At 52.1% G+C, this 26,617-nt stretch carries 28 protein-coding genes; 5 read left to right on the forward strand and 23 right to left on the reverse strand.

The features are described from left to right. Positions 1-119: 119 nt before the first annotated feature. The 8 genes from PKO01S_RS03100 to PKO01S_RS03135 form a co-directional block, all read right to left on the reverse strand. A complete protein-coding gene (locus PKO01S_RS03100; RefSeq protein ID WP_127529841.1) occupies positions 120-746 on the reverse strand; it encodes a DUF2306 domain-containing protein in 627 nt (208 codons plus the stop codon). A gap of 169 nt (positions 747-915) precedes the next feature. Further along, on the reverse strand, positions 916-2,700 hold the full coding sequence (locus tag PKO01S_RS03105) for a PAS domain S-box protein (RefSeq protein ID WP_127529842.1): 1,785 nt from the start codon (positions 2,698-2,700) through the stop codon (positions 916-918). Further along, the gene (locus PKO01S_RS03110; RefSeq protein ID WP_127530049.1) at positions 2,672-3,508 is read right to left on the reverse strand and encodes a CheR family methyltransferase; all 837 of its coding nucleotides are present in this window, start codon (positions 3,506-3,508) and stop codon (positions 2,672-2,674) included. Before PKO01S_RS03110 ends, PKO01S_RS03105 begins: the two co-directional genes overlap by 29 nt. Before the next feature lie 21 nt (positions 3,509-3,529). After that, entirely contained in the window at positions 3,530-6,217 is a 2,688-nt protein-coding gene (locus tag PKO01S_RS03115) for a response regulator (RefSeq protein WP_127529843.1), read from the reverse strand. Positions 6,218-6,472: 255 nt separating this feature from the next. Beyond that, complete coding sequence (locus tag PKO01S_RS03120) at positions 6,473-7,201, reverse strand: class I SAM-dependent methyltransferase (protein WP_127530050.1); 729 nt, start codon at positions 7,199-7,201, stop codon at positions 6,473-6,475. A 107-nt stretch (positions 7,202-7,308) separates the two neighbouring features. Then, positions 7,309-7,881: a GNAT family N-acetyltransferase gene (locus PKO01S_RS03125; protein WP_127529844.1), complete on the reverse strand. Its 573-nt coding sequence runs from the start codon at positions 7,879-7,881 to the stop codon at positions 7,309-7,311. Between the two features lie 129 nt (positions 7,882-8,010). Next, complete coding sequence (locus tag PKO01S_RS03130) at positions 8,011-8,556, reverse strand: glutathione peroxidase (RefSeq protein WP_127529845.1); 546 nt, start codon at positions 8,554-8,556, stop codon at positions 8,011-8,013. 206 nt (positions 8,557-8,762) lie between these two features. Further along, a complete protein-coding gene (locus tag PKO01S_RS03135) occupies positions 8,763-9,209 on the reverse strand; it encodes an SRPBCC family protein (protein WP_127529846.1) in 447 nt (148 codons plus the stop codon). Between the two features lie 260 nt (positions 9,210-9,469). Here PKO01S_RS03135 and PKO01S_RS03140 point away from each other — a divergent pair, with 260 nt between their 5' ends. Beyond that, entirely contained in the window at positions 9,470-9,988 is a 519-nt protein-coding gene (locus PKO01S_RS03140) for an NUDIX domain-containing protein (protein WP_127529847.1), read from the forward strand. Then, a complete protein-coding gene (locus PKO01S_RS03145; protein ID WP_127529848.1) occupies positions 9,985-10,551 on the forward strand; it encodes a DUF4269 domain-containing protein in 567 nt (188 codons plus the stop codon). The genes PKO01S_RS03140 and PKO01S_RS03145 overlap by 4 nt, the downstream gene beginning before the upstream one ends. Before the next feature lie 7 nt (positions 10,552-10,558). Here PKO01S_RS03145 and PKO01S_RS03150 read toward each other — a convergent pair whose 3' ends face one another. Continuing rightward, positions 10,559-11,410 carry an SDR family NAD(P)-dependent oxidoreductase gene (locus tag PKO01S_RS03150; protein ID WP_127529849.1) on the reverse strand — a complete coding sequence of 284 codons (852 nt, stop codon included), beginning with the start codon at positions 11,408-11,410 and terminating at the stop codon, positions 10,559-10,561. A gap of 155 nt (positions 11,411-11,565) precedes the next feature. On the opposite strand from PKO01S_RS03150, the gene PKO01S_RS03155 reads away from it, so the two are divergent. Beyond that, a complete protein-coding gene (locus PKO01S_RS03155; RefSeq protein WP_127529850.1) occupies positions 11,566-12,000 on the forward strand; it encodes a MerR family transcriptional regulator in 435 nt (144 codons plus the stop codon). Positions 12,001-12,065: 65 nt separating this feature from the next. On the opposite strand, the gene PKO01S_RS03160 is transcribed toward PKO01S_RS03155, so the two are convergent. The 12 genes from PKO01S_RS03160 to PKO01S_RS03215 all read right to left on the reverse strand — a co-directional run bounded on the left by PKO01S_RS03160 (position 12,066) and on the right by PKO01S_RS03215 (position 20,999). Further along, complete coding sequence (locus PKO01S_RS03160; protein WP_127529851.1) at positions 12,066-12,440, reverse strand: VOC family protein; 375 nt, start codon at positions 12,438-12,440, stop codon at positions 12,066-12,068. A gap of 51 nt (positions 12,441-12,491) precedes the next feature. Next, positions 12,492-13,007, reverse strand: coding sequence for an SRPBCC domain-containing protein (locus PKO01S_RS03165; RefSeq protein WP_127529852.1), 516 nt, complete (start codon positions 13,005-13,007; stop codon positions 12,492-12,494). A 109-nt stretch (positions 13,008-13,116) separates the two neighbouring features. Beyond that, positions 13,117-13,461 (reverse strand): ArsR/SmtB family transcription factor, encoded by a 345-nt coding sequence (locus PKO01S_RS03170; protein WP_127529853.1) that lies wholly within the window; start codon positions 13,459-13,461, stop codon positions 13,117-13,119. A 202-nt stretch (positions 13,462-13,663) separates the two neighbouring features. Beyond that, entirely contained in the window at positions 13,664-14,101 is a 438-nt protein-coding gene (locus PKO01S_RS03175) for a VOC family protein (RefSeq protein ID WP_127529854.1), read from the reverse strand. Positions 14,102-14,181: 80 nt separating this feature from the next. After that, positions 14,182-15,171 carry a sigma-70 family RNA polymerase sigma factor gene (locus tag PKO01S_RS03180; RefSeq protein WP_164779457.1) on the reverse strand — a complete coding sequence of 330 codons (990 nt, stop codon included), beginning with the start codon at positions 15,169-15,171 and terminating at the stop codon, positions 14,182-14,184. A 101-nt stretch (positions 15,172-15,272) separates the two neighbouring features. Further along, the gene (locus PKO01S_RS03185; protein ID WP_127529856.1) at positions 15,273-16,142 is read right to left on the reverse strand and encodes an ornithine carbamoyltransferase; all 870 of its coding nucleotides are present in this window, start codon (positions 16,140-16,142) and stop codon (positions 15,273-15,275) included. Positions 16,143-16,263: 121 nt separating this feature from the next. Then, positions 16,264-16,986, reverse strand: a complete 723-nt coding sequence (locus PKO01S_RS03190) for a hypothetical protein (protein WP_174818539.1) — start codon at positions 16,984-16,986, stop codon at positions 16,264-16,266. A 43-nt stretch (positions 16,987-17,029) separates the two neighbouring features. Continuing rightward, entirely contained in the window at positions 17,030-17,857 is an 828-nt protein-coding gene (locus tag PKO01S_RS03195; RefSeq protein WP_127529857.1) for an alpha/beta fold hydrolase, read from the reverse strand. Positions 17,858-17,911: 54 nt separating this feature from the next. Continuing rightward, positions 17,912-18,334: a MarR family winged helix-turn-helix transcriptional regulator gene (locus PKO01S_RS03200; RefSeq protein WP_127529858.1), complete on the reverse strand. Its 423-nt coding sequence runs from the start codon at positions 18,332-18,334 to the stop codon at positions 17,912-17,914. Between the two features lie 32 nt (positions 18,335-18,366). After that, on the reverse strand, positions 18,367-18,978 hold the full coding sequence (locus tag PKO01S_RS03205) for a LysE/ArgO family amino acid transporter (protein WP_127529859.1): 612 nt from the start codon (positions 18,976-18,978) through the stop codon (positions 18,367-18,369). 66 nt (positions 18,979-19,044) lie between these two features. Then, on the reverse strand, positions 19,045-20,025 hold the full coding sequence (locus PKO01S_RS03210; RefSeq protein ID WP_127529860.1) for a sigma-70 family RNA polymerase sigma factor: 981 nt from the start codon (positions 20,023-20,025) through the stop codon (positions 19,045-19,047). 254 nt (positions 20,026-20,279) lie between these two features. Then, entirely contained in the window at positions 20,280-20,999 is a 720-nt protein-coding gene (locus PKO01S_RS03215) for a YceI family protein (RefSeq protein ID WP_127529861.1), read from the reverse strand. A gap of 157 nt (positions 21,000-21,156) precedes the next feature. On the opposite strand from PKO01S_RS03215, the gene PKO01S_RS03220 reads away from it, so the two are divergent. Further along, complete coding sequence (locus tag PKO01S_RS03220) at positions 21,157-21,840, forward strand: response regulator transcription factor (RefSeq protein WP_127529862.1); 684 nt, start codon at positions 21,157-21,159, stop codon at positions 21,838-21,840. After that, complete coding sequence (locus PKO01S_RS03225; RefSeq protein ID WP_127529863.1) at positions 21,825-23,261, forward strand: HAMP domain-containing sensor histidine kinase; 1,437 nt, start codon at positions 21,825-21,827, stop codon at positions 23,259-23,261. Before PKO01S_RS03220 ends, PKO01S_RS03225 begins: the two co-directional genes overlap by 16 nt. A 305-nt stretch (positions 23,262-23,566) precedes the next feature. Here PKO01S_RS03225 and PKO01S_RS03230 read toward each other — a convergent pair whose 3' ends face one another. Both PKO01S_RS03230 and PKO01S_RS03235 read right to left on the reverse strand, forming a co-directional pair. Beyond that, positions 23,567-24,958, reverse strand: coding sequence for an MATE family efflux transporter (locus PKO01S_RS03230; protein ID WP_127529864.1), 1,392 nt, complete (start codon positions 24,956-24,958; stop codon positions 23,567-23,569). A gap of 394 nt (positions 24,959-25,352) precedes the next feature. Next, positions 25,353-26,543, reverse strand: a complete 1,191-nt coding sequence (locus PKO01S_RS03235; RefSeq protein ID WP_127529865.1) for a styrene monooxygenase/indole monooxygenase family protein — start codon at positions 26,541-26,543, stop codon at positions 25,353-25,355. Positions 26,544-26,617: the final 74 nt, after the last annotated feature.

The raw sequence follows: 26,617 nt of genomic DNA on the forward strand, positions 1-26,617 counted from the left end.
CTTAGGTGCTTTTCGACACCTATCTCAGCACCGATCCCCGGTTCTGCCTCACTTAGGTGCCTTTCGGCACCAATAATGGCACCTATGTGCTATAAAAATCCAATATTGCCCAGGAAATATCACCGGACCTGCCGCCTGCGCACGATAAGCTCACCAGCCAGCAGAAGCATTAGAATCGAGCCGTATACGGAAGCCGTATAGCTCGTTATATATGACAATCCGCTTACTTCTTGAAGGAGGTTCGTGAACAGATGGATCAATAAGTTCGTGAAGACGAACAAGTAGCTTCTCGTCATCCAATTACGGTGCGCATTTACTTGCTTCTTCTTGATCTTGATCACGGCTATAACGGTCATGGCCGCCCAGATGATATTCAACATATTGAATGGAATGCTCGTGACCCTTCCTCCCGTTGCATAAGGGGCCATATATCCAGATGTGAGGCCGACGAGCATCACCGAAACCACATACAAATACCCGTTCATGCGATGAAACTTGCGATGGTTCTTATAGACCGCCGACGAGAAGTTGATCATACCGGCAATCATGCACAAACAGGCAAACACAACGTGAATCCGCATAACCGGCAGCCAAGCATCTAAATTCAACACTCGTTTGATAGCCGTCTTGTGGCTCAGAAACCGCTCGGCACTAGGATCATCTATAAAGTTGGCGTATACGGTATATACGGTCAATAGAACCGCTGCCAACACCAAGCAGAAATACGTCTTCCTCCGTCCAGCCATCTTGTCACCTTCCTTCTTACCAACACGCATTACCAACATGCGCAGAACAAGAACCGAACCATTCGATCCCTTATTAAATTATAAAATAGTATGACCGGCTCCCGTTCAGACAATTGTTACGTTTTTTCGCCTAAACGAAAAAGCCATCCCGCACGGGATGGCTTCTTCTCTAACCGCTCAAATCAAAATGAACAAAGAACGTCGTGCCCCTGCTGCTCGTCTGCACCTTGATGACGGCGCCATGCCGCTCGGCAATGCCGTAGCAGACCGACAGACCGAGGCCAGTACCGCTCGCCTTCGTGCTGAAGAACGGCGTCCCGAGCTTCTCTAGAAACTCTTCCTTAATGCCGCTGCCTTGATCGATAACTTCCATGACGACCTGCTTATCGTCAGCGTAAGTCTTGAGTGTAATCGTGCCGCCCGTCGGCATCGCGTCCAACCCGTTCAGCACCAGATTCAGCACCAACTGCCGAATCTCCTTCTCGTCCAATTGAATCGGCGGGCATTCGCTCAGTTCAAGCGCTATATCGTGGTTGCCAGTCATCGCCTTCGATTGAATAAGCGGGAACAACGTTTCGATTATGGTGTTGATTTGCTTCGACTTGCGGCTTGTCGGCGCTTGAGCGCCCACGGCCAGAAACTCGGTGACGATGCTGTGCACCCGGTCGAGTTCTTCGATCATGATGTCGGTATATTCGCTCGAAGGATTATTTTTGGACAATTGCAGAAAACCGCGCACTGTCGTCATCGGATTCCGGATCTCGTGGACGATACCGGCCGCCATTTCTCCTGTCAAATTAAGCCGGTCGAGACGGACCATCTCTTTCTCCAGGAATATGCGCTCCGATATGTCTGTCACAACGCTAAGCAGATGCTCCTCGCCGCGAATGTGCATCACTTCGTTCGACAGCAAGCCTTCTCGCAGATCGCCCGACTTCGTCATATACCGTATGCGCACATTACGGGCCGGTCCCCACGGATCATGGCGCCCCGCAGCCTGGTCTCGGTCATCCGTGTCCACGATGTATTGAATGAGATCGGCCGTATGATTCACAATCTCGTCTTTAAGGAAACCGGTCGCGTTCAGAAGACTCTCATTCACGTTAATGTACCGCTTATCCTTCATCGATCTTAAGGCAATGAGGCATGGCGTCGTATCGAAAATTTGGCGGAACCGCTCTTCCTCCATCATCTTGCGGTCGGTTACATCCCGGATGGAGCAGACGTACAGCTCCTGTCCGACAATGCTCGCCTTCCCGGCCTGAACGTCGACGGGGAACGGGGTCCCGTCTTGGCGAACAGCCGTCGTCTCGATCAGCTTGGTTACGCCGCTCGTATCGCTGAGCAGCACGGAGGACAGCGCAGGTACAATGCAATCGACCGGCTGCCCGATCAGCATATCCGGCGAATAACCGAACATGGAGACGACAACCGGATTCAGCGACGATATCATGCCTTGCTCGTCGACCGTTACGATCATATCGTTCGATGTCTCTCCGATTACCTTCAGCAGTTCATTCTGAAGCTTAATCCGCTCCTGGTACTGATACATTTGGACGAACGCTTCGATCTTCATCTTGAGCGTCTCCGGATGGAACGGTTTGAATATATAATCAATAGCGCCGACTTCATAGCCGTGCTTCACATGCTCCGCCGCCTGACTAATGGCCGTGATAAAAATAATTGGAACGTATTTCGACCGCTCTCTCATCTTAATAAGCTTTGCCGTCTCGAAGCCATTCATACCCGGCATCTGAACGTCCAGCAGAATGACAGCGAAGTCATTCGTGAGCACATGACGCAGTGCCTCCTCGCCGGAGTGCGCGCGAAACAACCGGTAATTAGGCGCGTTGAGAATCGCTTCGAGCGCGATTAAGTTTTCGGGCCGATCATCCACCATCAAGATGTTCACTTGCGACGCCGCGCTATTTGACCTTGCGGTATAGCTTCTCATTCGGTTCCATCTCCTTGTAACAATCTGTAAAGCTCGTAAAGGTGATGCTCTCTCGATGTCCCAATCCTAGAAATCCGGACGGCGATAAGCTTTGATGGAACAATTCATGAACGCGGGTTTGCAAATGGGTATTGAAGTAGATCATCACATTCCGGCACAAAATAACATGGAACTCGTTGAAGGACTCGTCCACGGCCAGATTATGCTGAGCAAAGGTAATCCTCTCTCCGAGGAACGGACGGAACTCCGCACGGCCGCCGGTGACGGATATGTATTCTTCTAGCGACTTCTTGCCGCCCGCCAATTCATAATTACGGGCATACGACTCCATTCGATCGAGCGGGAACGATTCCTGCTTCGCATCTTCAAGTACCCCCTCGTTCATATCCGTCGCATAAATTCTTGTCTTCGCAAGCAGCCCTTCCTCATGCAGCAAGATCGCCATCGCATACGCTTCCTCGCCCGTGGAGCAACCCGCATGCCAAATCCGAATGAGGGGATAGCCTTTCAAATGCGGAACGACCGTACGTCTGAACGCTCTAAAGAAGCTCGGGTCGCGGAACAGTTCCGTCACATTAATCGAAAAGTCGTCGGAAAGCCGCTTGAACACTCTGCGGTCATGCAGCACCTTCTCCTGCAAGCCGGAGACCGTCTTTAAGTGTTCGGCCCTCATGCGATGCCATATCCGCCGGCGGATCGTCGACATGACATAGTTCCGGAAGTCAACGCCGTAATGCCGGTAAAGCGCCTCTAGCAGCAGCTCGATCTCGATCTGCTCCAGCTCGTCAATTGGTTCATTGTCATTCATACACAATATGGGTGACCACCTCTATCTATTAAGCCATTGATGGATACGGGCGAACAGCTGCTCCAGCTTGACCGGTTTACTGATATAGTCGGATGCGCCGGCTTCGATGCATTTGTCTTTGTCGTCCTTCATTGCCTTGGCCGTGAGTGCGATGATCGGCAGCGACTCGAAGGCCGGCATTGTCCGCAGCGTACGCATCGTCTCGTAACCGTCCATCTCCGGCAACATGATATCCATGAGCACGAGATCTACGTCCGGGTGATCCTTAAGCACATTCAAGCAAGAAATTCCGTTCTCGGCGAATAGCACGGTCGCATTCCGGCTCTCCAGTGCAATTGTCGTAGCATATATATTCCGCATGTCGTCGTCGACGATCAATATTTTTCGGCCTTCCCATGAAGCCCCGTTGAATTCAGCATCAGCGTCATACGGGTCTGCCAACGTTGTAGCACTCGCATCGGCTGCTGCAATTTCCTGATGCAGACTGCCGGAATCGCCTGCTTCCTTCCACTCCTCGCATGGCAGAATGAACGAGAAGACACTGCCTTTGCCGACCACGCTATTCACGATAATGTCGCCATGGAGAAGATGCGCCATATTCAGGCTGATCGACAGACCAAGCCCGGTTCCGCCATAACGGCGGTTCGTCGTCCCGTCTGCTTGCTGGAACGCTTGGAAGATCAGACTCTGCTTATCCTGCGGAATGCCAATGCCGGTATCGCTAATCGTAAACGCGATGCCATTGTGTATGGCCGCCCGGTTCTCGTGCCCGTTCAGCCAGTTCGCAGTCGCGCGGTGAATATGCAGCTTAACCTCGCCGCGCTCTGTAAATTTGAAGGCGTTGGATAACAGGTTTTTGACGATCTGCAGAAGACGCTGCTCATCGGTGAAGATCGCCGGCGGCAGATTCGGGTCCAGCATCGTCGTAAACTTCAAGCCCTTCTGGCGGGCGACCGGCGAGAACTGCTGCTCAGCAAATTCCTGGATATTCTGCAGTCCGACCGTTCCGTGGACGAGATCGATTTTGCCCGACTCCACCTTGGACAGGTCGAGAATATCGTTAATCAGCTGAAGCAGGTCGTTGCCCGAATGATGGATCGTTCTTGCATACTTAATCTGGCTCTCGTTCAGATTGCCGTCTACGTTCTCCGTCAGTATGTTAGATAAAATAAGCAGACTGTTCAGCGGTGTACGCAGCTCATGCGACATGTTGGCGAGAAACTCCGACTTATACTGCGAGCTGAGCGCCAGCTGTACCGCCTTCTCCTCCAATTCATTCTTCGTCTTCTCTAACTCTTTCGTCTTCTGCTCGGAATTTCGGTACTGTTCTTCAAGCTTCTCGTTAATTCCCCGGAGCTCTTCCGACTGCGTCTGCAGTTCTTCGGTCAGCACCTGCGACTCCACGAGCAGCTGCTCGATCTGCATTCGGCCCGAAATGCTGCTGATAACGCTTCCGAGATGAGTCGATACATGCTGAAGCAGCGTCTGCTGGATAGGGTTGAATGTACCGAACGACGCCAGCTCGATAACGGCGACGACCTGCTCCTCGAATTGAATCGGCATAATGAGCAGACTGGCCGGCGCAGCCTTGCCTAACCCGGAGGCGATCTGAATATAGTTGTCCGGGATACTGGTAAGCACAATTGTCCGGCCTTCGAGGGCGGCTTGCCCGACTAGGCCTTCCCCGCTCTTAAAAGATTCCGCTCCGATATTCGTCTGCTGATAAGCGTAAGACGCCAGCTTGTTCAGCTGTTGGCGCCGGCCGTTGCTCTGCTTCAAATAGAAAACACCGTAGCTCGCATCGACAAGCGGCGTAATGGTCGCAATAAACAGCTGGGCGAGCGACTCCAAATTGTGAACACCTTGAAATTTCGTCGCCAAATTCGCAACGTTCGTCTCCAGCCAGCGCTGCTCTTGCTCCAGAACCGAATATTTGTTAAGCGTCTTCGCCATTTCATTGAAAGAACGGGCGATGTCGCCGATCTCATCCTGTGTGCGCACTTCAATCTGCGGAAGCACGGACGACGATTTCGAATCATGAGTAAAGCCGGTGATGACACTCGTAATTTTGAACAAATTGGTCGTAATGCGGTGTGACAGTATAAGTCCAATTAGCAGGGTTAGAATAAAAGTGATTACCGTCAGGATTGCAGTCGTCCGGTTAACAAATTGGACCATGTCGATGTTCGCGTCCCTGCCCTCATCGAGCAGCAATTGCTGTTGATCAGCGATTGACTTCGAGATCGTCCCCAGCTTTTGGCCGATTGGCATGACCTTGTCTCTGAAATAGGCTAACGCCGCTTCTTGATCGTCATTTTGTTCCAGACTCAATAGTACTTGCTCGTAGCTGCTCTTGAACGCTTGATTCGTCGCATCGAGCTGTTGGAAAGCCTCCATCTCTTCTGGTGCGGTAATCATAAATTCGGCTTGGCCGGTCAGCAGATTCATCTGATCGTTAGCAGACTGAAGCTCGGTTAGAAAATCGGCATCACTTGTAAGCAAATAACCCCTCAAACTGTTCGTCTGCTCCACGGACAAATACTGAATATCCTTTACCTTGTTTAGAATAGCCGCCCGTTGGTCAATGAGATGGTTATATGACTTATTGACCTTATCGTTATAGATATAGGCTGTAATGTTAACCGCGGTTACAAAGAACGCAACCGATAAGAAACCGATTAGCAGCTTGCTTCGAATCGTAAACCTCATGTCGTTCCTCCAATTCGTTTCTTCGGCCTCTAATTCGAACAATTCGCCTCTGTTAACTGTAAATTACTATTCTTGTTAACAGATTAATATAGCGCCAATGAATTGTAAGGGGGTGCGCGAAACTGTCACAAAATAGACACAATTGCCAAGAGGCTTCGACAAGATTCGCCATTTTTCTCGCTACTGACGAAAAAAATAAGCATCCCGTGAGGACGCTTAAGCTTACTTGGTTCATATATGCTGACTTTAAGCGACTTACCTCGCATTCGCCTTCACGATTAGAAAGTGAGGACGGATCGAGAGGCGGTCGAACCATCGGTTGCACCATGCCAGCGCATCCGGGTTGTTCCACAACTCCGCTTCGGGCTGCGGCTCAATGACTCGGTCGATCACGAACAGCTCCGCCGTCGCATTGATCACCTCTTGAATCGGCCGCCTGTAGAACGTCACTTCGACCGGACCCGACTCCTTCTTGTTCCATACTTCAGAAAGAAGCTCATGCGCAAAATAATCCGGCCGCTCGAAATGTGTAAAATCCATAAAAGGATGATGAACGGAATAAATCAGCTTCCCGCCAGGCTTTAAGATACGTTGAAACTCTCGGAAGGTGGGTCCCCAATCGCTGATGTAGTGCAGCGTCAAGGAGCTGACGATAAGGTCGAACGAGTCCGTTTCGAACGGGAGAGGCTCCGTCAGATCGCAGGCAAATATGTTCGCTTGGTCGCCGACCCGCCTTGAGCATGCCTCAGCCATCTCCGGACTCAAATCGACTGCCGTCACCTGTGCGCCCAACCGAATGAACTGTTCCGTATACCATCCCGCAGCGCAGCCCGCATCCAAGACCTTAAGCCCGCTCATATCGCTCGGCATCTGCTTCATCATAGACGGACGTTCATAGTAAGCGTTATGCCCGCTCTGCGTATCTACATGCAGCTCGTAATCTTTCGCCAGCTTGCTGTAAGCTTCGATTACTTTGTCCTTCATGGTCATCCAGCATCGCCTCCAACCTTTATTTTCTATGGACACCTCTGACAATCCTGTAGGACAAAAGCAAAAGACTGCGGCATTAAGCCGCAGCCTCAGTAGTGGATCTACCGATCCAAAGCCGTGTCCGTCTGTTCGCCGTTCTCATAACGGAACCTATAAATAGTCATCTCTCCGGCCTCTGGATTAGGACCGGTTTCTTCGGCAAATCCACCATTCGTAAGAACCGCCAGCGTCCTTCTGTAGAATCCTTGCGCACGCGAATTGCGGTCTGTCTTGTTCGTGTGAATTTCCCAGTGTCCGGGATGCTGGCTGAAAAGCTGCCTCAGCGCTTCTTCTCCGACGCCCTTCCCGCGGTAATGGCGCAGCAAGAAGAACTCGTTCAAGTAGTAGTCGATATCATCCGGACATGGCATATAAGGCGCTGTCGCGACAAAAGCAAGTCCGGCCGGAAGACCGTCTGCCTTAATGAGATAAGGGAACAGGACGCCGGGGTGCTCCCACCATATATCGAATACCCGGTTCTGGTCCGCTAACGTCTGGGTATCGTCCTCTTCGAAAACACCATATTGATTCGTCTTGCGCTCCCATATCTCGGACAAATCATGCAAATACAGCGGGTATATATTATTGATAATAAATTTGTCTTCGACACTGCAAAGCTGCAGTTCTATCTTCACGTTCAACCCCTCCTTCATCTCCCGTATTCATACGACAAGTATACGAGGCGGCACTCCCGCATCATAGGCCAAGAATGGGTATAAAGGTTTGGTGCATCATTCTTCTGTACAGCAGGTCCAGTCTCTCTTTTATAAAAGCTCCCGGATCGCCTGCCCGATATCAGCCGGCTCGATCGTCGGCTCGAATCTGCCTCGCACATGGCCATCCCGGTCGATCAGAAACTTCGAGAAATTCCACTTCACCCCATCATCTGAATATAGATCCGGGTATTGTTCCCGCAGGAACTGATCCATCCATCGCCCTCTCTCGGTCTGCAGGTCGAAGCCTTCGAACGGCGCTTGTTCCACAAGGTATTGGAATAGCGGATGCGCGGCTGGTCCCCGAACCTCTACTTTCTCGAACAATGGGAAGGTAATGCCGAAATTCTGCTCACAATACTGCTGGGCCTCAACGCCGGTTCCCGGCTCTTTGTCGTTAAATTGGTTACAAGGAAATCCGATTACTTCGAGGCCGTGCTCCCGGTAATCGTCATACAGGCTCTGAAGCCCGGCGAATTGGCGCGAGTAGCCGCATCGGCTGGCGGTGTTGACGATAAGCAGAACTTGACCGCGATAGACGGATAAGTCAACAATTGCACCATCCACGGAGCGCGCCTGGTATTCATATATCGACAATGGCAATCCCTCCTCTTATTTGCCATTATCATAATCCGTTGTTTGCTATAGGTCTAATATATAGTTGTAATTAGTTTAATAGATATTACAAATAAAATAATCTTGCATATTTCCGCCATGTCGGTTTTTTGTGACAAAAAAGAAAGCCAAATAACCCGCTCTAAACATTTAGGGGCTCCCCGGTCCAGACCGAAGGAGCCCTCATTTTATTTCGCTAACCCAGCCAGCACCGCATGCAGCCGGTCCAAGTTCTGCTCATTGGCGTCGCCGCAGTAGCCTTTCACGGCCTCGAACTCTTCCGGCTTGTTGAACGTTTGATGGAACATCATGCCCGTAGCACCGCCCCGCTCCTCGAAGGTCGCTGTAACTTGAAACTCCGGGGCAAACAGATGCTTAATGACGATCCGCTCGTACGGCACGACTTCTACGAATACGTTATGGTTCGAATAGTCAGTGCCATCCGGTCCATGCATGATGAACCTCCAGTCGCCGCCAGGCCTCGGGTCGAATTCATGGATCGTATTCGTGAATCCGTCTGGCCCCCACCAGCGGGCAATCAGCTCCGGGGTCGTCCACGCTTTAAAAACATCCTCCCGTGCAAATTCAAGCTCCCGCGTCGTAATGATTTCGTTCGTTCCTACAACCGTTGTCATCGTCATACGCCTCCTCATATTGTTTGATTATGCTATTGGATCACCAGTAGCTTCACTATAAAACATGACGTAGCGTCAGGTGCAAGCGCAGGATCAAATAAAATTTTACAGCGGAATCCGGGACGGCTCAGCGAATTGAAAGCGTTACATAATTGCCATAATTATGGAACAATTAAGAGAGGTGATGCATAAGTGCGAATCGAATTCATCCCGTAGTTATCTCGGATACTATCTTGATCAGCATGGAGGCGTACTCATCGATGGAGACAACGATTACGGTCACTTGGGGCGGACATCCCGTGCAGTTAACGTGGTTCGCAGCTTCGGCACTTCCGGATAGGAAGCAAATGCAGGCGACAAGCGTGCATGGCGTATGCGAAGACCATGGCAAGGTTCTTCTTGTTCAAGTCACAGCAAGAGGGTTCAATCTGCCTGGCGGCCACATTGAAGAAGGAGAAACGCCGGAAGAAGCGCTTGCGCGAGAGTGTATGGAAGAAGGATACGTACGATGCGATTCCTTGTCCCTGATCGGGGCGATTCAAGTCAGCCACGAGGGCAATCCGTCGTTCGATGCTAACGGGAAGTATCCGCTTATCGGCTACCAGCTATTTTACCGGGCCCGCATTGCGGAATGTTTGCCTTATCGGCGCGAGAATGAATGCCGGACAAGAATATGGGTCGAGCCCGAAGAAATCGCTTATGTCATCAACGATCACCAGCTGGTGCTCCTCGCAGTGGCCGAAGCATTCCGTACGCCCCATCAGGAGCGTAGCTTATGAGTATCGATTGGCTGGATATCCGTTATTTGAACCGAGGAACGGAGAGGCAACAGCAGGCTTTTCGGTGTTTATCCAGCCTGAACATCCTCGAGGACCTGTCCGCCTATTCCCCGCTGCTGGCGGGCACTATTCCGATCGATATCGACATCGAGGAAAGCGACTTGGACATTTTATGCGAGGTTCCAGACCTGATGCGCTTCACGGACCGGCTGGAACAGCTGTATCGGCATTATGAGGGGTTCGAGATCGGTCAGACAATCCTGCAGGATAAGAGCGACGCGGCAGTATGCGGATTCGTATACGACGGCTTCTGCATCGAGATCTTCGGACAGAACCGGCCTGTTATGAAGCAAAACGGATACTTGCATATGGCGGTTGAGCACCGGCTATTGGCTATGACAGATCCCGGCACAAAAGAACATATCCGCAGACTGAAAAGGCTCGGCCTCAAGACCGAGCCCGCTTTCGCGCACTATTTTCGTATCGAAGGAGATCCTTACGCAGAACTGCTCCTGCTCGAACCCTTGTCGGACCAGGAATTGAAAGAGAAGCTCTCCCTCTAGGGAGGAGTCAGGCAAGCTGCCGGTATTCCTGCTTATAGATCGCATCCACCTTATCTAACACCCGGCGTCCGTATTCGGTATATTTCAGCTCTGACACTTTGCCTTGCTTCAAGTAAGCCCCATTCGAACCCGCCTGCCGACCGAGCGCCGCCTCATAGAGAAGTGCGGCCCCCCGGGTTGGCGGAGGGAACAGCAGCTTCATGACCGGTCTCAAATAAAACGGCAGCCCCGAGCTATTGCCTTGGCGAATCGTGTTGTTCCCGCCGGGGTCCGCGCTTCTTACTGTAATGCCCTCCGGTTCGAGTTGCGGCGCAATGGCTCGCGTCCATAGCGATAGCGCCAGCTTGGTCGAGGAGTACGGACCGAACAGCTTGCGGAACTTCACCGGACGCTCCAGCATCTCCGGATCGAATGAGCGCAAGGTAGCAAAAGCGCTGGTAGACGTGCCGACAACGGTTCGCAGCGCCCCTTTTAATAACAGCTCCTTCAATTCCATAAACACGATATACGGCGCAACGGTCTGCAGCTCGTAATGCAGCTCGCGCCCTTGCTTCGAATAACGCAGTTCTTTCAGACTCCCGCCCGCGTTATTGAACAGCACATCGATTCTCGTCTCCTGCGCCTGTATCGCCTGCAGCGCCTGCTTCAACTGGCGGAAATCCGTCATATCTGCTTGATAAACCCGCAGATTGCCGCCGCGTACCGCTCCCTGTATCGCGCTGTCATCGCTGGGAAACGCCGAACGGTTGAGCGCAATGACATGCCACCCCTCACTCAATAACCGGCGGGCCAGCTCAAGCCCTATCCCACTGCTTGCTCCTGTAATAAGAGCCGTATATCCTTCCCGATTCGTTAACATTGCACGGTTCCTCCTTCGTTGTTGACGATATGCGCTCAGTCTACAACCCGGAGCCGACTCCAAGTCAAGCGCCGAACATTTCAGTTGACTTGGAGTCGGCTCCAAGTTGTACGATAATAGAAAGAGCGTATACGATGAGGAGGTTGCGGCCAGCTATGGATGAACCTATAACCTATACGGTCAAGGGAGCGGCCATCGAGACGGGGCTGACGGAGGACACCATCCGGTATTATGAGAAGATCGGCTTGCTGCCCCGCGCGAAGCGGAAACCGAACAGCCATCGCGTCTACCGGCAAGAGGACGTAGAGACGATGCGAATGATCACTTGCTTCCGCAAGACGGGGATGCCGCTGGAAAGCATGAAGCCCTATCTTCAATTATCTCGCGGCGAAGATCTGAGCAGCCATCCGGAACTGTACTCGATGATGGAGGAGCATAAGCGCAAGATCGAGCATCAAATCGCCTCTCTGCAGCAAATTGTCGATTTTCTCGATCTCCAGCTCCAATCGGGAGGCACTCACCTCCATAAAGAATCGTGCACGCTAGCGGAGCCGGAGAAACGGCCCCCAGATCCGCGGTTCCCGATTTAATGAGAAAGGACCCCAGCCTCCACTCGGGGTGGAGGCTGAGGTCCTGCGTGCTTGTCACAACGAATCTATTTCTTCTGCATGACGGCGAAGTAGTTGTCTTCCTTGTCCGCGAAGTTGAACACTTTGCCGCCAGGGAGTTCAACGATATCACCGACTTTAACGTCCTTGTTCTTGAGATCAGCGTACAATTCATCCAGTTTGTCCGTGAAGAACATGAGCGAAGGCGTTCCGAGGTTCATGCCCGGGTTCATCTGCGCGACCAGCTCTTTATTGTGCAAAATGATCGTCGTTGCCGCTCCTTGTGGCGCGATCTCGATCCATCTCATAGGACCGTGGCTTTCTTCCCCGACTACAGCAAAGCCGAATTTCTCCGTCCAGAAGTCCCGAGCCTCGTCTTGGTTGTTCACGTACAGCATGATTTGGCCAACTTGATTAATCACGGCTGACACTCTCCTCAATATGATTTCGTAATCCGCTGCCAGCGGAGTTGATTACTTAAGCGATTGAACGATCTCGTCCAGGCGGTCCCACGTCTGGGTAATGCCCTCCAGCATCCCCATATCCATAACCGTCTTCAGCGCTTCCTCGGACACATACACCGCGCGGTTAACCAGCTTCGTCTTGCCATCCTGCTCAATGAACGTCAGCGTCACTTCGGTCGAAGGCATATCCGGATTCTCGTTGCCCTCCGCGTCCGAGAAAAAGTCGACATAGACGATTTTCTCCGGCTCGATGATCTCCTTGTACACGCCTTTGCCCCATGATTCCATGCCGTAGAAATCGCCCTGATTGCGGTCCACGCATTTCATACAGTAGTGCCATACGCCGCCCGGCCGAAAATCGATCTTGCATACCGGCAGCTCCCAGCCCTTCGGTCCCCACCAACGGCTCAGATGCTCCGGCTCTTTGAACATTCGAAACACAAGCTCGCGAGGCGCATCGAATACCCGCTCCAGTACCAGCACCCGTCCGTTTTCTACACTTGAAGCCATTACGTTGTTCGTCATTGTTCTTCCCCCTAACATCAGGATCTTTGAGCGGAGCTCAAAGTCACACCTCTTGTACATCTGGATCTTTGAGCGGAGCTCAAAGTCACACTTCACATACATGATTGATCTATGATTTGTCCTTATTCTGCAGCTCGCGCAGATACTGATCTAAGTTATCGAATCGTTCTTCCCAGATGTGCCGGAAGGACTTGAGCCACGAATCCAGCGTCTGGAACGGCTCGGACCGCAGCTTGTAGATCCGCCTGTTCGCATCGGCCCTTACTTCCAAGATCCCGTTATCGCTCAGCACCTTCAAATGCTTCGATGCCTGCGGCTGGCGAAGGCCAAGCCGTTCGGCGATCTCCCCTACGGTGAGCGGGCCGTCCCGCAAGAGCTCTACAATATGCATGCGATTCGGCTCAGCCAGGGCGCTCAGCGTCGTCATATCCATCTCCGAATGATTGCCTGACATGTCGTCACCTCATTGCTTATTGATCTCTAGTGTACATCATCTCCTTCCGCAGCGGGTATTATCTTCCTGTTGAATCCATAATACCTCATAGGGAATATTCCTGTAAAGGAATATTCAAAAAATAATTGGAGCCACCCTGTGCAGGATGGCCATACACCTGACTCTTTTATACATGAGACGCTTGCCTTCGACTTACATTTGATTAAGCTCGATCGACCTGCCACACGTTGAACCGGTTGCCGTCCGGGTCCTTGAATAAAAATTGCAGCCCGCATGGACCATAGTCAACGATCGGCTCCACCTCCGCGCCATGCTGCCTCAACGATTCGTGCAGCGCTACGATATCTTCCGTTGCGAACGTCAGGGAGAACATCTCGAAGCCTTTGGTTTCATTCCAATCGTCGGTCGTAAAGTTTGCGTTCGGCCGGTCCTTGGACTCGATTAGAAATAGCCACTGTCCGTTCCCCAATACGACGATCCCGCCTTCCGGCCGAACTTGAGTCACGCCTAGTACTCGCATGTACCACTCTTTGGCCTGCTTAACATCCGCGACCGGAATGTAATTGCAGTGTACCCCTTGTACCAGCGGCTTTGATGCAGCCACCGGTTGTTGACCTTGTGAATTCGTCGTCTTCTCCATCTGAAGTGAACCCTCCTCATTGGTTATCGCTATATAGACGAACGGAATCGCAGAGAACCGTCGCACAGATGAAAAAATTTTTATGGCGAACAAGCTCCATAACAATTTCCGTCCGGGTCGTAGAACAGGACAAGCTCTCCCGCCATTTCCGGACTGCTTTCACGAACGGCGCGAATCCCTTGACCGATTATGGCCTGGTAGAAAGCTGCTGTATCCTCAACTGAGAATACTAAGACGGGTATCGCAGACTGCGAGCGTTCCGCCAGTACTTCATCGCTAACATGGACCATGAATAAAGCCTGGCCTGACGGCAGGCATACATGGCCGTTAGAGTCCAAGGACAGACCAAGGTGCGTAACGAACCATGCCGTCGACCGGCTTCGGTCGGATACGGGAATATAGAACTGCCCCGCCTGCTTGACGATTCGGTCCATAACGCGCATGACCAGCTTATCGGAGGCGCCGCGGTTACCGTATTGACGGGCATAAGCGGAGAGATGGCTCGACTGCAGCGTCTTGCGGCTGCGTCTTACTCGGCTCTCCACGGCAGACACGGACATGTCCAACATCCCGGCAATCTCAGGCATCGTCATTTCGCTAATGTAATACGACAACAGGATTGTGCGGCTCGTCTCGTCAAGATGATCAAGTGCCAGCCCGACGTCGAGACGCAGCTCTTGCTGCAGCAGCCGGTCATCCGCTGAAGGCTTCCGCTCCGCAGCTTCCATCGATTCAAGCTGATCGTATGTCCGGGTCTTACGGGCCTGCGACCGCTTGTAATCAATGCTTAGATTCATCGCGATGGCATATAGCCAACTGCCGAATTTGCCGGGCTGCTGCAAGGATTGCAAAGACCGGTAAGCCTTAACGAAGCTTTCCTGCGCAATATCTTGGGCCAGATGATAGTCGCGCATAACATCATATGCAATTGCGCACACGGCATTGGTATAATTGCGAACGAGCTCAGCGAAAGCATCGACATCACCGCCAGCGGCAGCCAGCACAAGGCGTTCGTCTTCTGCCTGCTCACGAGCAGGATCAGGATCAGGATCAGAGCTGAAGTGGTTCACCGGATTCCATGACACCTCGTATCCGTATAATTTTAGATCAAAGAATTGGTTTTCCCTATATCATTTCTATATCGTCCAATGTTTACCTTCCTAATAACAGTTTACTCCCCCCCATCATTCTGTTTCGATAAACAATAACAAATGATGGCCTGTTGAACATAAATCAAATTTCTCTTGAACGCATGTCCGACGAAATAAGGCGAATCCATTACCTCTTCACTCACTTCTTCAGTTCTGAAAAACGGCGGGCATGGATTTAATAGAGCACCTTTCTTCGTCATCCTCATTCTCTCTAGCGTGATCTGATAGCTATTAATATATTCTGCCGTTCGAAATGAGCTTGGCAAAGAGTCGGTCAACACGATGTCGCTAATCCTCAATACAGGTTCAAGCTCGGTGTGGAACGTATAGTTAGGCGAAGACTGCATTAGTTCATGACCTGCTGCGCATACGTGGTGAAATGGAAGGTTCATGACTTTCGCTATATGGGCCCAAGATCTCGCAATATTGCCCGCCGGACCAACGAATGTGTACACTAACTCCGTATCCTGCCCCTTCAATTCACGGATTGAATATAGATCGGCTAATATTTCGCAAGGGTGATTATCGGAAGTCATAGCATTAATGACAGGAATAGCGGAATGCCTCGCCATCTCATCAATGACGGAGAAGTCAGGATGTCTGACGATGATACCGTCCGCCCAGTTCTCTATATATTTCACCGTATCCTTTAATGACTCTCTTCGGTCAAGCGTTGCCGGCGGGAAAAGTATACTCTCGCCGCCTAAATCCTTGATTCCCTTCTCGAATGTGATTCTCGTCCGTACGCTTATCTCCGGGAAAAATAAAACAAACGTCTTCCCCTCTAATAGCCGAGGTCTGTCCTTCTCTGCGTACTGCAATCTCCGGGCAAGATCGAAAATGTCAATAACATCACCTGACGACAATGGATGGAGGTCCAATAAGTGCATACATACAACCCTCTCTGGAATGAAGTCCCATTAATATGCATGATAATACACTCATAAGAATAATTATTCAATATTTTGGATTAAGATTCCCTTTCCCCTGCATACAAAAGAACCACTCTCATCAACGATGGAGTGGTTCTTCGTTTATAACAACACCGACAAATCCGGTGCCCTTATCGTAGTGGTCATTAGGCATCATCGGGTCTATCGTCCATTGAGCCGCCATGAGAAGCACATCTTCTTCACTAGGCAGACGCGGTTCATCGGCGTCCAACCCGGTGAAGATCACGTCGTTCTCCCGTTCCTCTTCACTCATCTCGCCCTCATCAATAATCGTCTCCCCGATCTCGCCTACATAACCATAAGCGCGAACGATCTTGCCATGAATCGACTTTGCCCAAGCATGATATTCGACTACCCGATGAGTAGCAAAATAACAGGCTTCCCCGAACCGCGAGCTCAACCTGTCGATTACAATTAACGGGCTCGGAGCGGCAGCACCGCTTAAATCCGGCATGATAGGATTCACGACCAAGGTCCATCCCTCCACGGGCGGGGAGACAAAATAATAACCTTCATATGAGCCCTCGATGCCGGACTTCCAATTCGACACCTGCACGTCCTTCATCTTCATGGCTTCAATTACAGCCTGCGTATCCAACGTTTTCACCGCAAACCATTGGCACTTATAGCCGAACGGTTCCGGATAGTCAGGCGTCGCAGCGAATCCGCCGATTATACGGTCCTGCTTAGCGGCTCCCCCCTGTCGACTAACCTCAATCTGCTTGCGTTTCGTTGTTCGCCGTCCTCTGATATAAAGAATACCCGCAACAATAAGAATCACGATTATGATTGCCCCTGCGACCATACGCCCTCGATCACCCCTTCTACAACCGCTTCAGCCATTCCAATATTCGCTCTACCGCCTCCCGATACCTCTGCCCGATGAGCACTCCCGTATGCGTTGTGTTCCATAGCCCTAAGTATTCGCCGCGGAATCGATCAGCCATCGCTCTCCCCTGGCGGTCGTCATTATCGCTGCCTACCGCTTTGATGACCAAGCACGGGCAAGTAACCGCGCGGCTGTCGACCGATATTCCCTTGGATTCGGGAGAAAATACGAATGCGTTATAAGCGTTGGCTGATTCCATCGCAAGGTACTTCCTCTGGAACGCAATATCTTCTGCCGATTCATCAATGCTGGATGTCTCTTCGCGGACGGGGGCCGGCACGATGATATGAGGCACAAGCTCGCCTAGTTGCAGGTACGGCACTTCATCGTGTACTTCCCGGCTCAGAACCGAATCGATCAGCACCAGCCCGGCGATGTCAGCCGTCTCGGCCAGCTTCTGGCCCAGAATGCCTCCCATGCTGAACCCGATCACGATCGGAGCGGTATCGCACTCCCCGATTACCTGCCTGATATCTTCTAAGTAATCTTCGAATGTAATCCGCGACAGATCGAGCTGCCGGCTTCTATAGTGACTTCTCAAATTCATGACGCAGCATTTCCACCCTGCATCGACAAAATGCGGTATGTACTTGCTCCACATCCAGCTCCCCGTGAAGGCGCCATGCACGAATAACAGCGGCGGTCTGCCCATTGCTTCTTCCGTTCCGCCGACTGTGCTGTCCGGCTCGAATATTTCCAGAAACAAATCATTCTCCCCTACATACTTCCCCGTGTGTGCAGGCAACAGTTTCGTATAATCCATCTTCAAAGTCCTCCTCGAATAATGGTTTGACGTCAAACTATTTGGCAAAAAAATTTAAAAGTTGTTATAAATCTTCGTCAGCGCGCCAAATAGAAGCTCTCTCTCTTCGTCTGTAACGTTCGCATAGAACCGGTCCAGCATCTCTCTCGATATGGATTCAAAAATCGGCTCCAGCTCGCTGCCCTTCGGAGTGAGAGCAACATAGACCACCCTTGCGTCCTCTTGGTCCCTCTCCTTGGTCAAGTAGCCGAGCCGGACCAGCTTATCGACAAGCGCCGTAACCGTTGACTTGTCTTTATTGATCCGCCGCGAAATGTCAGCCATCGTAAGCCGGGGCGTCTTAAATAACGCATAGAGAATATCGCCATGCGATGTGCCGATCTCTTCCATTCCTTGCTTGGCCATCTCCGAGACGATGTGCCGGTTTACTTTCTCTCTGATCTTGGAGATTAACGATACGATGTCTCTGGTTTCCATATGCTCATTATAGTTTGACGTCAAACAAATGTCTACAGTAACCGTGTTATGAGATAGACAGCAGTCACCCACATAATAACGGCCGATATTTTATTCAATATAACGATGAACGTTCCCGACTTATCCAATCTTCCGACCTGCCTTCCGGTTAAGGCCAGCGCGAAGAACCAGACCCATGACACCATGATACAGGCAAACGCGAACGCCAGCCTATCCGCGCCCGAATAAGAGATCGAGCTCGTTCCGATGACGCCCACCGTATCCAGAATGGCGTGCGGGTTCAATAAGGAGACAGAGGCCGCGAACATGATCTGTTTGCGCGGAGACATCGCCGCGTCTTGCGGGGAGCCGTCGCCCTTCGGCTTGCTTCTCCAAGTGACCAGTCCCATGTATAGCAGGAATAAGATCCCCGCCGCGAATAAAATCGTCTTCACCGCCGGCACGGTGACGATGAAGACCGATACCCCTAGAATAGCGAGCGAGATGAGAGCCGTATCGCATAACGCAGCCGTTAGAACGACCGGTAAAGCTCGAGTAAATCCAGGCTGGCTAACGCCCTGATTGAACACGAATACATTCTGAACGCCTAGCGGCAAGATGAGTCCCAGCGATAACAAAACGCCTTGAGTGACAGCGGTAAGCATAAATTGATGTTCTCCATTTCCTGCAATAGCCTATCCGAAAACCGCCGTTCCTATGTGACGGTTAGATTACTCTGCGCATTGCCATTCTTCACGCGGCAGACCCAGTTGGAGCGCCGCTGCCTCCATGAACGAAGGGCAGAAGAAGTAACCGCTCAAGTATACGATATGGTCATCTTCCGTTTCCAGAGCTATAACCTCGTTCAAAGCCTCGGGCGTACCGTCTGGCCTCACTTTGCAGAAAACGGCCGCCTGTCTCCCCCACAGCTCCATCACAAAAGCTTGCAAATCGCGGCGCTCATAATGGCTCGGATTATGTGATGCTTTCATAATTGCGGACTTGCCGTATTCTTTGCTCGATTGAGTGACAAAGCTATAGACGGCATTGTCGGCCAACAGGTCCGCAATACCTTGAAAATCCCGGCTGTTAAAGCAGGACACATACCGCTCCACCAGAGCAGGGTCCGGCTTAGGAGCGAGTGATGCTCGCCCGGCATCTTCCCCTTCAGCGTTTTCCTTGGCGGCCAATTGCCGTAGAGTGCCTCTTGCACGGAATAAGGCGGCGTGAACAGCACCTTCCGTTGTTCCGACGATGTCAGCCGCCTCCCGAACCGTAAATTGAAAGGCATCCACCAGCACGAGGACGACCGTTTGCCGAGGAGGAAGATGCGCCAATAACGTCTCGAACGCGTCCCGTATATCGAGAGGCGTCTCGATATCCAGCTCTTCTGCTGCAGCAGGACTATCTTGCTGCTTCTCGGATTGCATTTTCCGCTTGCGGCAAATATCGATCCAGTGGTTCGTCGCGACCCGGAACAAGAATGCCCGGGGATGAACCGGCTGCTCCCGATGAGAAAGCGAGGATAATGAGGTGAACATCTTCAGTATCGTATCTTGGAACAGATCTTCGCCGTCCCATGGATTGCCCGCAAGCTTCCGGCAGTATCTCCACAACTCGTCCTGATAAGGGGTAATAATTCCCCAGAACTTCTCGTAATATGGCCGCGTCTCATCTCCGAGCTTCTGCAACTCCGTCCTTGCCGTCGGCATTTAAGCATCCCTCCATTTCATTCTATATATCTAAGACGAATCAGATCGCCGTTTCCTTACGCTCGGTCCTCCAGTTTCCGGTCACTTCAGCCGCTTGCGAAACACTGTCCCGTTCGACGTCCATCGGTCACTTAGCATAGGTTATGATTCTACAACGGTTAAGGTATTCCTTGCCGCCATCAGCAGCACAGCAAAAAGGCGCCTTCTCGGGCGCCTTCTGCCAATCCATAAACCGTATAGCTGTGAATCCATCCTTACATCTTATTCATGACAAGCTCCACCTGCACCGCGAACTCGTTCTCCGTCGCCATTACGACCGTATGCGGATTGGTCATGCCGAAATCAGCAAACGTGACCTGCGTCTTGCCGGAGAGAAGCAGTTGTCCGTCCTTGTACATCGCGTTCGAGTCGAACGTCACTTCCTTGTCAATGCCTCTAATGTTCAATGTTCCTGTCATCGTAAGCGGCACCGACGTTCCTTCGTTCCATTCCTTCGGCACCGCCGAGAACGATTTCGCCTTGAACGTCGCTTGCGGATGCTTCGCAACATCCAGGAAATCGTCGCGTTCCTTCACGTGCTGATCTCGCGTGCTATTGCCCGAGTCGAGTGCGTTCAGATCGACAGCCCCTTCGCCTACCATCGCCGCCGCGTCGTCGAGATTAACCGACCATGAGCCCGTTACGGCTTCATCAACGAAATTAACCTCCGATTTCGACGTCGTGACCGACCAATACACTTTGGAACCGTCCGCGATATGCCACATGCCGTTCAGCTTGTCGGACGATACCGCCGCTCCTGCCGCTGAAGCGGTCGCTCCAGCTTCTTCCGTCTTCCCTGCCTCATTAGCCGGGGCCATAACCGACTCGATCTCCACATTGTTGCCGACGAAACGGTCGAACCACATATAAGCCCCGACCCCGACCGCACAGACGACAATGAGGACCGATAACCAGATCACCTGCTTCTTTTTCATCAATATCCCCCCTTTCTCTTCTGAAAATCACACTTGCGTGACCATTGTAACAGCCGAATATGTCGAGCAGATGTCGAGTCTTAGGAACTGGGATTTATATGAAGTTTATGAATGCGTTGTTATAATTTGATAAGAACAATCGAAAGGAGCTAATCGCTTGAAGTCGATCTTAGTGGTTGAAGACGAACCTGCAATCGCCCGCGTACTGGCCGCCTATCTGCGCAAAGCCAGCTTCGGCGTGACGCTCGCTTCCGATGGACGCGAAGCGCTCAAATCATTCACGGAGCACCCCCCTTCTCTTGTGCTGCTTGACGTCATGCTGCCGCACGTCGACGGTTGGGAAGTACTGCGCCACATACGGGAAACGAGCAGCTGTCCGGTTATTATGCTGACTGTCCGTGACGGGATCGAAGACAGGCTGTCCGGACTGAACGGCGGTGCCGACGACTACATGTCCAAGCCATTCATACCGGAAGAAGTTGTCGCGCGGGTACAAGCGGTACTGCGCCGTCCTCTGCAATGGACAGACGGAGGCAGACAATGCCGCTTCGGGCGTTTAAGCATCGACTTCCTCTGCCAGAGCGTTTCGCTCAGCGGCGCAGAAGTCGATTTAATCCCCCGCGATATGGCGGTGCTGTTATATTTGGCCGAACGCCCGCACCGGATTTTCACGCGGGCTCAACTCATCGAGAATGTGTGGGGGACGGATTACGAAGGAAGCGACCGGGCGGTCGACTTGTCGATTAAGCGAATCAGGCAGACCCTGTCTCATTGGCCCGCGGAAGAAGGAGAAATTCGGACACTGAGAGGAACGGGGTATCAATTTTGGATCGCCAACTGAAGCCAACTTCGATCTTGTCCTATTGGACAATGCGTTATTTTCTAATTCTCTTCATCATGCTGCTCGCTATAGCCGCCGCCGTCGTATGGTGGACGAACCGCGCCACGATGGACAGCCGCCAGCAGACGGCGGAGATGTTCGCACAGGAGATCGCTTACCGTCTTCATTCGTACAACGGAACGATTCTTATTCCGCAGAACATGAGCGAGATGATTAATAAGAGGGTCCGGTTCCTCGGGAACAGGATCAAATTGTGCGTCATCGTTACCGACAAGGCGGGCAAGCTTCTGTATTCGAACGAGCAGATCACGCAGGCGGATCTTCCAGAAAGGCTGAACGCGAAACTGAATAAGTCGCTTGTGCCCGGGTATCGCGCCGTTACCGCCCCGATTCTAAATAACGGCAGTAAGGTCGGACAAGTCGCTCTGCTGCATCCAACCGAGTCTCTGATCCAGCGCCGCGAGTTCCAATGGGCGTTAATGCTGCTGCTGGTCAACCTAACCGCTCTAGGGTGGCTGATGATTTACTTGTTGTCCCGGAAGCTGTCGCGCCCGATTCGCAATGTAGCGTCGGCCGCCCGCAGCATCAGCCTCGGTCATTACGACATCGAGCTAAGCGCCAATGCGAAGGAGCGCGAGCTCGGCGAGTTATTCGTCTCGTTCAAGGAAATGGCCGGCAAGCTGAAGCAGCTGGAGCATTCCCGCACCTTCATGCTAGCCGGCCTGACCCATGAACTGAAGACGCCCGTCACCTCCGCGAAAGGACTTATCCACGCCGTCAAGGAAAAGGTTGTCCAAGAGGAAGAGGCAGACGAATTTCTTGAGATTGCCCTCCAAGAGACTGGCAGACTGGAACGGATGATCACCGATCTGCTCGACTATAACGCGCTGGCCGCCGGCCTTGTCCACATCAGCCGTTGCCGGTTGGATGCGGCTGCGCTTCTATCCGAGGTGATCTATCAATGGACGCTGCACCAAGACGAGGGTATCTGTGAGCCTTTGCTTACACTGCCCGCGCAGCCGGTCGAAGTGGAAGGCGACCCGCTCCGCATCCAACAGATTATCGTCAATCTGCTGAACAACAGCGTTCAGTCCAAGCATCCCGGCCGGCCGCTCCGGATCACGATCACCTTGTTCGAACGGAACAGCGGGCATGCCGAAATCATCGTTCGCGACAACGGCTCGGGCATTCCGCTGTCCGAGCAGCCGTTAGTGTTCGAACGGTTCTTTCGAGGAGAGAGCAAGAAGCAGAACGTTCGCGGCCTTGGTCTAGGTCTCGCGTTCAGCAAGCTTCTTGGGCAAGCCCAACAAGGGGATTTAGAGCTGAAGGAAAGCTCGGCAGAGGGGACCGCATTCGCCATGACGCTGCCGATTGCGGGCGCGCAAGGACCGCAGCAGCCTGCCGGACCGCTCCTTCACTAACATTTGAAGTTTCATCGTTACGGAGTGCGCTAGCATCATTGCACTTTGTACAATGAATTGAGCCCATTTGGTGCCAAGTGAAAGGTTTCGTTGCATAACGTACAATGGGAAAAACGTGAATCGTGCCGTATGGCATCTACTTAACGGTCTCGCCGATATATTCGTTGTATGAAGTACAATGAGGACTTCCCTTGCGCATCAGCTATTGAATTTCGTTGTACATAATACAACGAAGAACAACAAACAGGGCCGTCCCGAAGTCGTTAGACGACTTGCAGGACAGCCCCTCATTCCACTTGTATGTGTTAAGCCTGAAGCTCTGTGCCGGAGTCCGAAGCGGACATCGGCTTCACCAGCGCCTTGCTCTCCCAAGCCCGGCTCCTCCAACGAAGCAGCATGATGACTCCGCGCAGCCATTCGTCAACGGCGAATGCGATCCAGACGCCCAGCAGCCCCAAGTCCGTATGAACACCGAGCCAATAAGCAAGCGGCACCGATACTCCCCACATCGACAGCACGCCCATCATAACCGGGAAACGCGCATCCCCAGCCGCCCGCAGCGAGTTAATAATGACGATATTGAAGGTCCGGCCCGGTTCGAGCACGATGGACAGCAGAAAAATACTCGCGCCAACCGAAATGATATCAGCATCATTGGTGAACATGCCTATAATCTGATGCCGGAATAACGATGCCGCGCCGACGATGGCGAACGTTAGAACGAAGCTGATTTTCACACTCTTCATCAGTCTTCGGTACGCAGCATTCATTTCCCCTGCTCCCACCATCTGTCCGACGATGATTTCGGTACCTGCACCAATCGCCAGAGCAAGAGCCATGAAGTAGTTGGATACGTTCATGACGTACACATGGGTATTAAGCGCAGTAACGCCTATTACATTCACGAAGCTTACAACCATAAGGTACTGCGACTGCCAAGACAAGTGCTCGCCCGCAGCAGGCAGACCGACACTCATGATCTGCTTGACGTAGGTGCCGTTCCAGGTCACGTAATCTCTGATTCGAATCGGCGATGGTATCCGGCGGTACAACAGAATGATTAGAACGACGATGCCTAGCAGGCGGCTCACAACTGTCGATACGGCCGCGCCCGTAACGCCCCAATCCGGAAACCCGAAGTTACCGAAGATGAGCAAGTAGTTGCCCGCAATATGAACCAGATTAACGCCTAACGTCACATACATAACGCTCTTCGTATGGCCATTGGAACGAATGATGGAGGAGATGGCATACGACAGAGCTTCGACCCAAATGAAGCTGCCGATAATTTTCAAATACCGGCTGGCGATCCCGATTTGTTCGGGGCTTAAATGCATCATCCGCATGAGCGATTCCCCGAATGTAACAAGGACGACACTGACGAGAATCCCGAAGATCAGGTTAATCGTAATGGCAAGCGCCGAGATGCGGCTCGCTTCCTTCTCCCGTCTTGCGCCGATGTATTGAGCAACCGCTACGCTGGTCCCGATTCCGACAAAGCCGAACATCAGGATGCAGAAAAAAATGATTTCGTTGGCCAAGCCTACCGCTCCGGTCGCCGTGTCGGAGATGCGGCTCAACATGAACACGTCTACCGTGCCTAACAGCATGCGCAGGACGGAATCGATGAAAATCGGCCAAGTAACAGCAAACAGACTAAGCTTCTTCCAAGATGGAATATGATCGGATATTGTCACGTTTCGAATGCTCCCTATAATCCCTATTCAGTGTGATTATCCTAGTGTAGTGCCTATAGGGCCTCGCGTCTATGGAGCTGAAACGGCCAATTTTTGTGCAAATTTGTCTTCTGCTTCGTGCGTCCAGGGGCCAGTAGGCTTCTCTCCTTTATCATTTACATTCCGAAAGTGCCGCCTTCAAGCGCTCCGCTTGTATCCATAGCGGCTTACGGAACACTGCTCTCCTCACTGGATATCAGCACTAGCTCACCCAGACTCCGGTATTTCACGAACTTCTGCAGCACGTCGTCGACTCTCGCCGCCCGCTCCTCCAGACTTCCTCTTAACGGGATAAAAGGAAGGCGGCGGCGCAGAAGGTCAGCCTTAGTCGGCAGCAGTGCCGATCACCGTTTCATTATGGACCAGTTGCAGAGAAATACGCGCCATGCGCGGATATCGGATTGGCGAACAAGTTGACGAACTGATCGGCGCATTCCTGACTTTGCGAAGCTCTGCCCAGCAGCTCCGAGAACCCTTGCGAGGGCGGGCCCATCATCGCATTGGTCCACTCCGACATCTTCGTCACGTATTCTTTCGTTGCATTCCAGTAACGTTCCCCGACGGCGGCGTCCCACGGCTGGTCAGCGGAACTCGATAATACTTCGTATAAGGCGTTAGCGCAATATGAGGCCGCGTTCGCCCCTTGTCCCGTAATCGGATCGTTCAACACGGCGCTGTCCCCGCAGCCGATGACTAACGTTCCATTCACGGTCGTATAGGGAATGCGAACCTGCGGCTGTATCGCGATTCTCAAATAGGACAGCGGGTCGACGAGGCGGAAATCATCTGCCTTCACCTTTTCATAGAGATGATAAAAGTGCTCCTTCAGAATGGCTAGCATCTCCTTGCTAAGAACATCCGGGTCCGGGTTTCCTTTGATTCGGTCCAGTTCACCTCCGGGCACGGCCTCGAGCAGCAAGGAGATTGTCGGACCATACCGGGTTACAGTAGGAATGACGAACAAATCCCCGTGCCCCGGAACTATGTTGAAGCCCATCCGATTCCAATCTTCCGTCTCGATCCCATGGAACATACCGGCGGTTATCCTTCTTAACGGTGTCGACGGAGCATTTGGAAGCTGCTCATAGGGAGGAAACGAAGCTAGCGGTCCTCTTTTGCCCGTACAGTCGACAATAAGATCGAACTCATCCGCGAGTCCCCCCAAATCGTTGCTGTCCAGACGCGTCTTCTGAATATCGGCTCCCCTTGCCTTAAGCCCGTTGAGTAAGGAGGATAGATATAAGCGTTGATCTTGGCTCGAAGCCCGGCTATGCAGATTTCCCTGGAACATCTTGTGTCCGTCTATATACAGTTCCATTCGTTTAATTTCATTCACGGGTCCGTAATCTTGAATCTGATGGCGTTCCTCGATCTGCAATAAGTTCTTGAAATGAACCTGCGTCGATAGAATGCGGCCGTTCCGAATGTCCTCCGCATCATTGGCCAAGATGAGCTTATAATCAAACCGCCCGCTTCGCTCCAGCGCATAGGCTAGCGTCAGCCCCGCTATCCCTGCCCCGATGATCGCCACCTTCTTGTTGCTCACTTCAACATCCCCCCTGCATGTTCAGGATGACTCCCTTGGAATCATACTTGCAGTTATGGAAATTTATTCGAGGT

Source organism: Paenibacillus kobensis NBRC 15729, from assembly GCF_004000825.1.
GTDB lineage: Bacteria > Bacillota > Bacilli > Paenibacillales > Paenibacillaceae > Paenibacillus_T > Paenibacillus_T kobensis.

Excerpts from the sequence above, each read along its gene's own strand:
- PKO01S_RS03120 (WP_127530050.1), bottom strand. The coding sequence starts at position 7,201 with ATGAAGGACAAAGTAATCGAAGCTTACAGCAAGCTGGCGAAAGATTAC.
- PKO01S_RS03195 (WP_127529857.1), bottom strand. The coding sequence starts at position 17,857 with ATGGATTATACGAAACTGTTGCCTGCACACACGGGGAAGTATGTAGGG.
- PKO01S_RS03175 (WP_127529854.1), bottom strand. The coding sequence starts at position 14,101 with ATGGAGAAGACGACGAATTCACAAGGTCAACAACCGGTGGCTGCATCA.
- PKO01S_RS03165 (WP_127529852.1), bottom strand. The coding sequence starts at position 13,007 with ATGACGAACAACGTAATGGCTTCAAGTGTAGAAAACGGACGGGTGCTG.
- PKO01S_RS03205 (WP_127529859.1), bottom strand. The coding sequence starts at position 18,978 with ATGCTTACCGCTGTCACTCAAGGCGTTTTGTTATCGCTGGGACTCATC.
- PKO01S_RS03140 (WP_127529847.1), top strand. The coding sequence starts at position 9,470 with ATGGAGACAACGATTACGGTCACTTGGGGCGGACATCCCGTGCAGTTA.
- PKO01S_RS03185 (WP_127529856.1), bottom strand. The coding sequence starts at position 16,142 with ATGCACTTATTGGACCTCCATCCATTGTCGTCAGGTGATGTTATTGAC.
- PKO01S_RS03110 (WP_127530049.1), bottom strand. The coding sequence starts at position 3,508 with ATGAATGACAATGAACCAATTGACGAGCTGGAGCAGATCGAGATCGAG.
- PKO01S_RS03105 (WP_127529842.1), bottom strand. The coding sequence starts at position 2,700 with ATGAGAAGCTATACCGCAAGGTCAAATAGCGCGGCGTCGCAAGTGAAC.
- PKO01S_RS03145 (WP_127529848.1), top strand. The coding sequence starts at position 9,985 with ATGAGTATCGATTGGCTGGATATCCGTTATTTGAACCGAGGAACGGAG.
- PKO01S_RS03115 (WP_127529843.1), bottom strand. The coding sequence starts at position 6,217 with ATGAGGTTTACGATTCGAAGCAAGCTGCTAATCGGTTTCTTATCGGTT.
- PKO01S_RS03210 (WP_127529860.1), bottom strand. The coding sequence starts at position 20,025 with ATGCCGACGGCAAGGACGGAGTTGCAGAAGCTCGGAGATGAGACGCGG.
- PKO01S_RS03135 (WP_127529846.1), bottom strand. The coding sequence starts at position 9,209 with ATGACAACGGTTGTAGGAACGAACGAAATCATTACGACGCGGGAGCTT.
- PKO01S_RS03200 (WP_127529858.1), bottom strand. The coding sequence starts at position 18,334 with ATGGAAACCAGAGACATCGTATCGTTAATCTCCAAGATCAGAGAGAAA.
- PKO01S_RS03150 (WP_127529849.1), bottom strand. The coding sequence starts at position 11,410 with ATGTTAACGAATCGGGAAGGATATACGGCTCTTATTACAGGAGCAAGC.
- PKO01S_RS03155 (WP_127529850.1), top strand. The coding sequence starts at position 11,566 with ATGGATGAACCTATAACCTATACGGTCAAGGGAGCGGCCATCGAGACG.
- PKO01S_RS03100 (WP_127529841.1), bottom strand. The coding sequence starts at position 746 with ATGGCTGGACGGAGGAAGACGTATTTCTGCTTGGTGTTGGCAGCGGTT.
- PKO01S_RS03215 (WP_127529861.1), bottom strand. The coding sequence starts at position 20,999 with ATGAAAAAGAAGCAGGTGATCTGGTTATCGGTCCTCATTGTCGTCTGT.
- PKO01S_RS03170 (WP_127529853.1), bottom strand. The coding sequence starts at position 13,461 with ATGTCAGGCAATCATTCGGAGATGGATATGACGACGCTGAGCGCCCTG.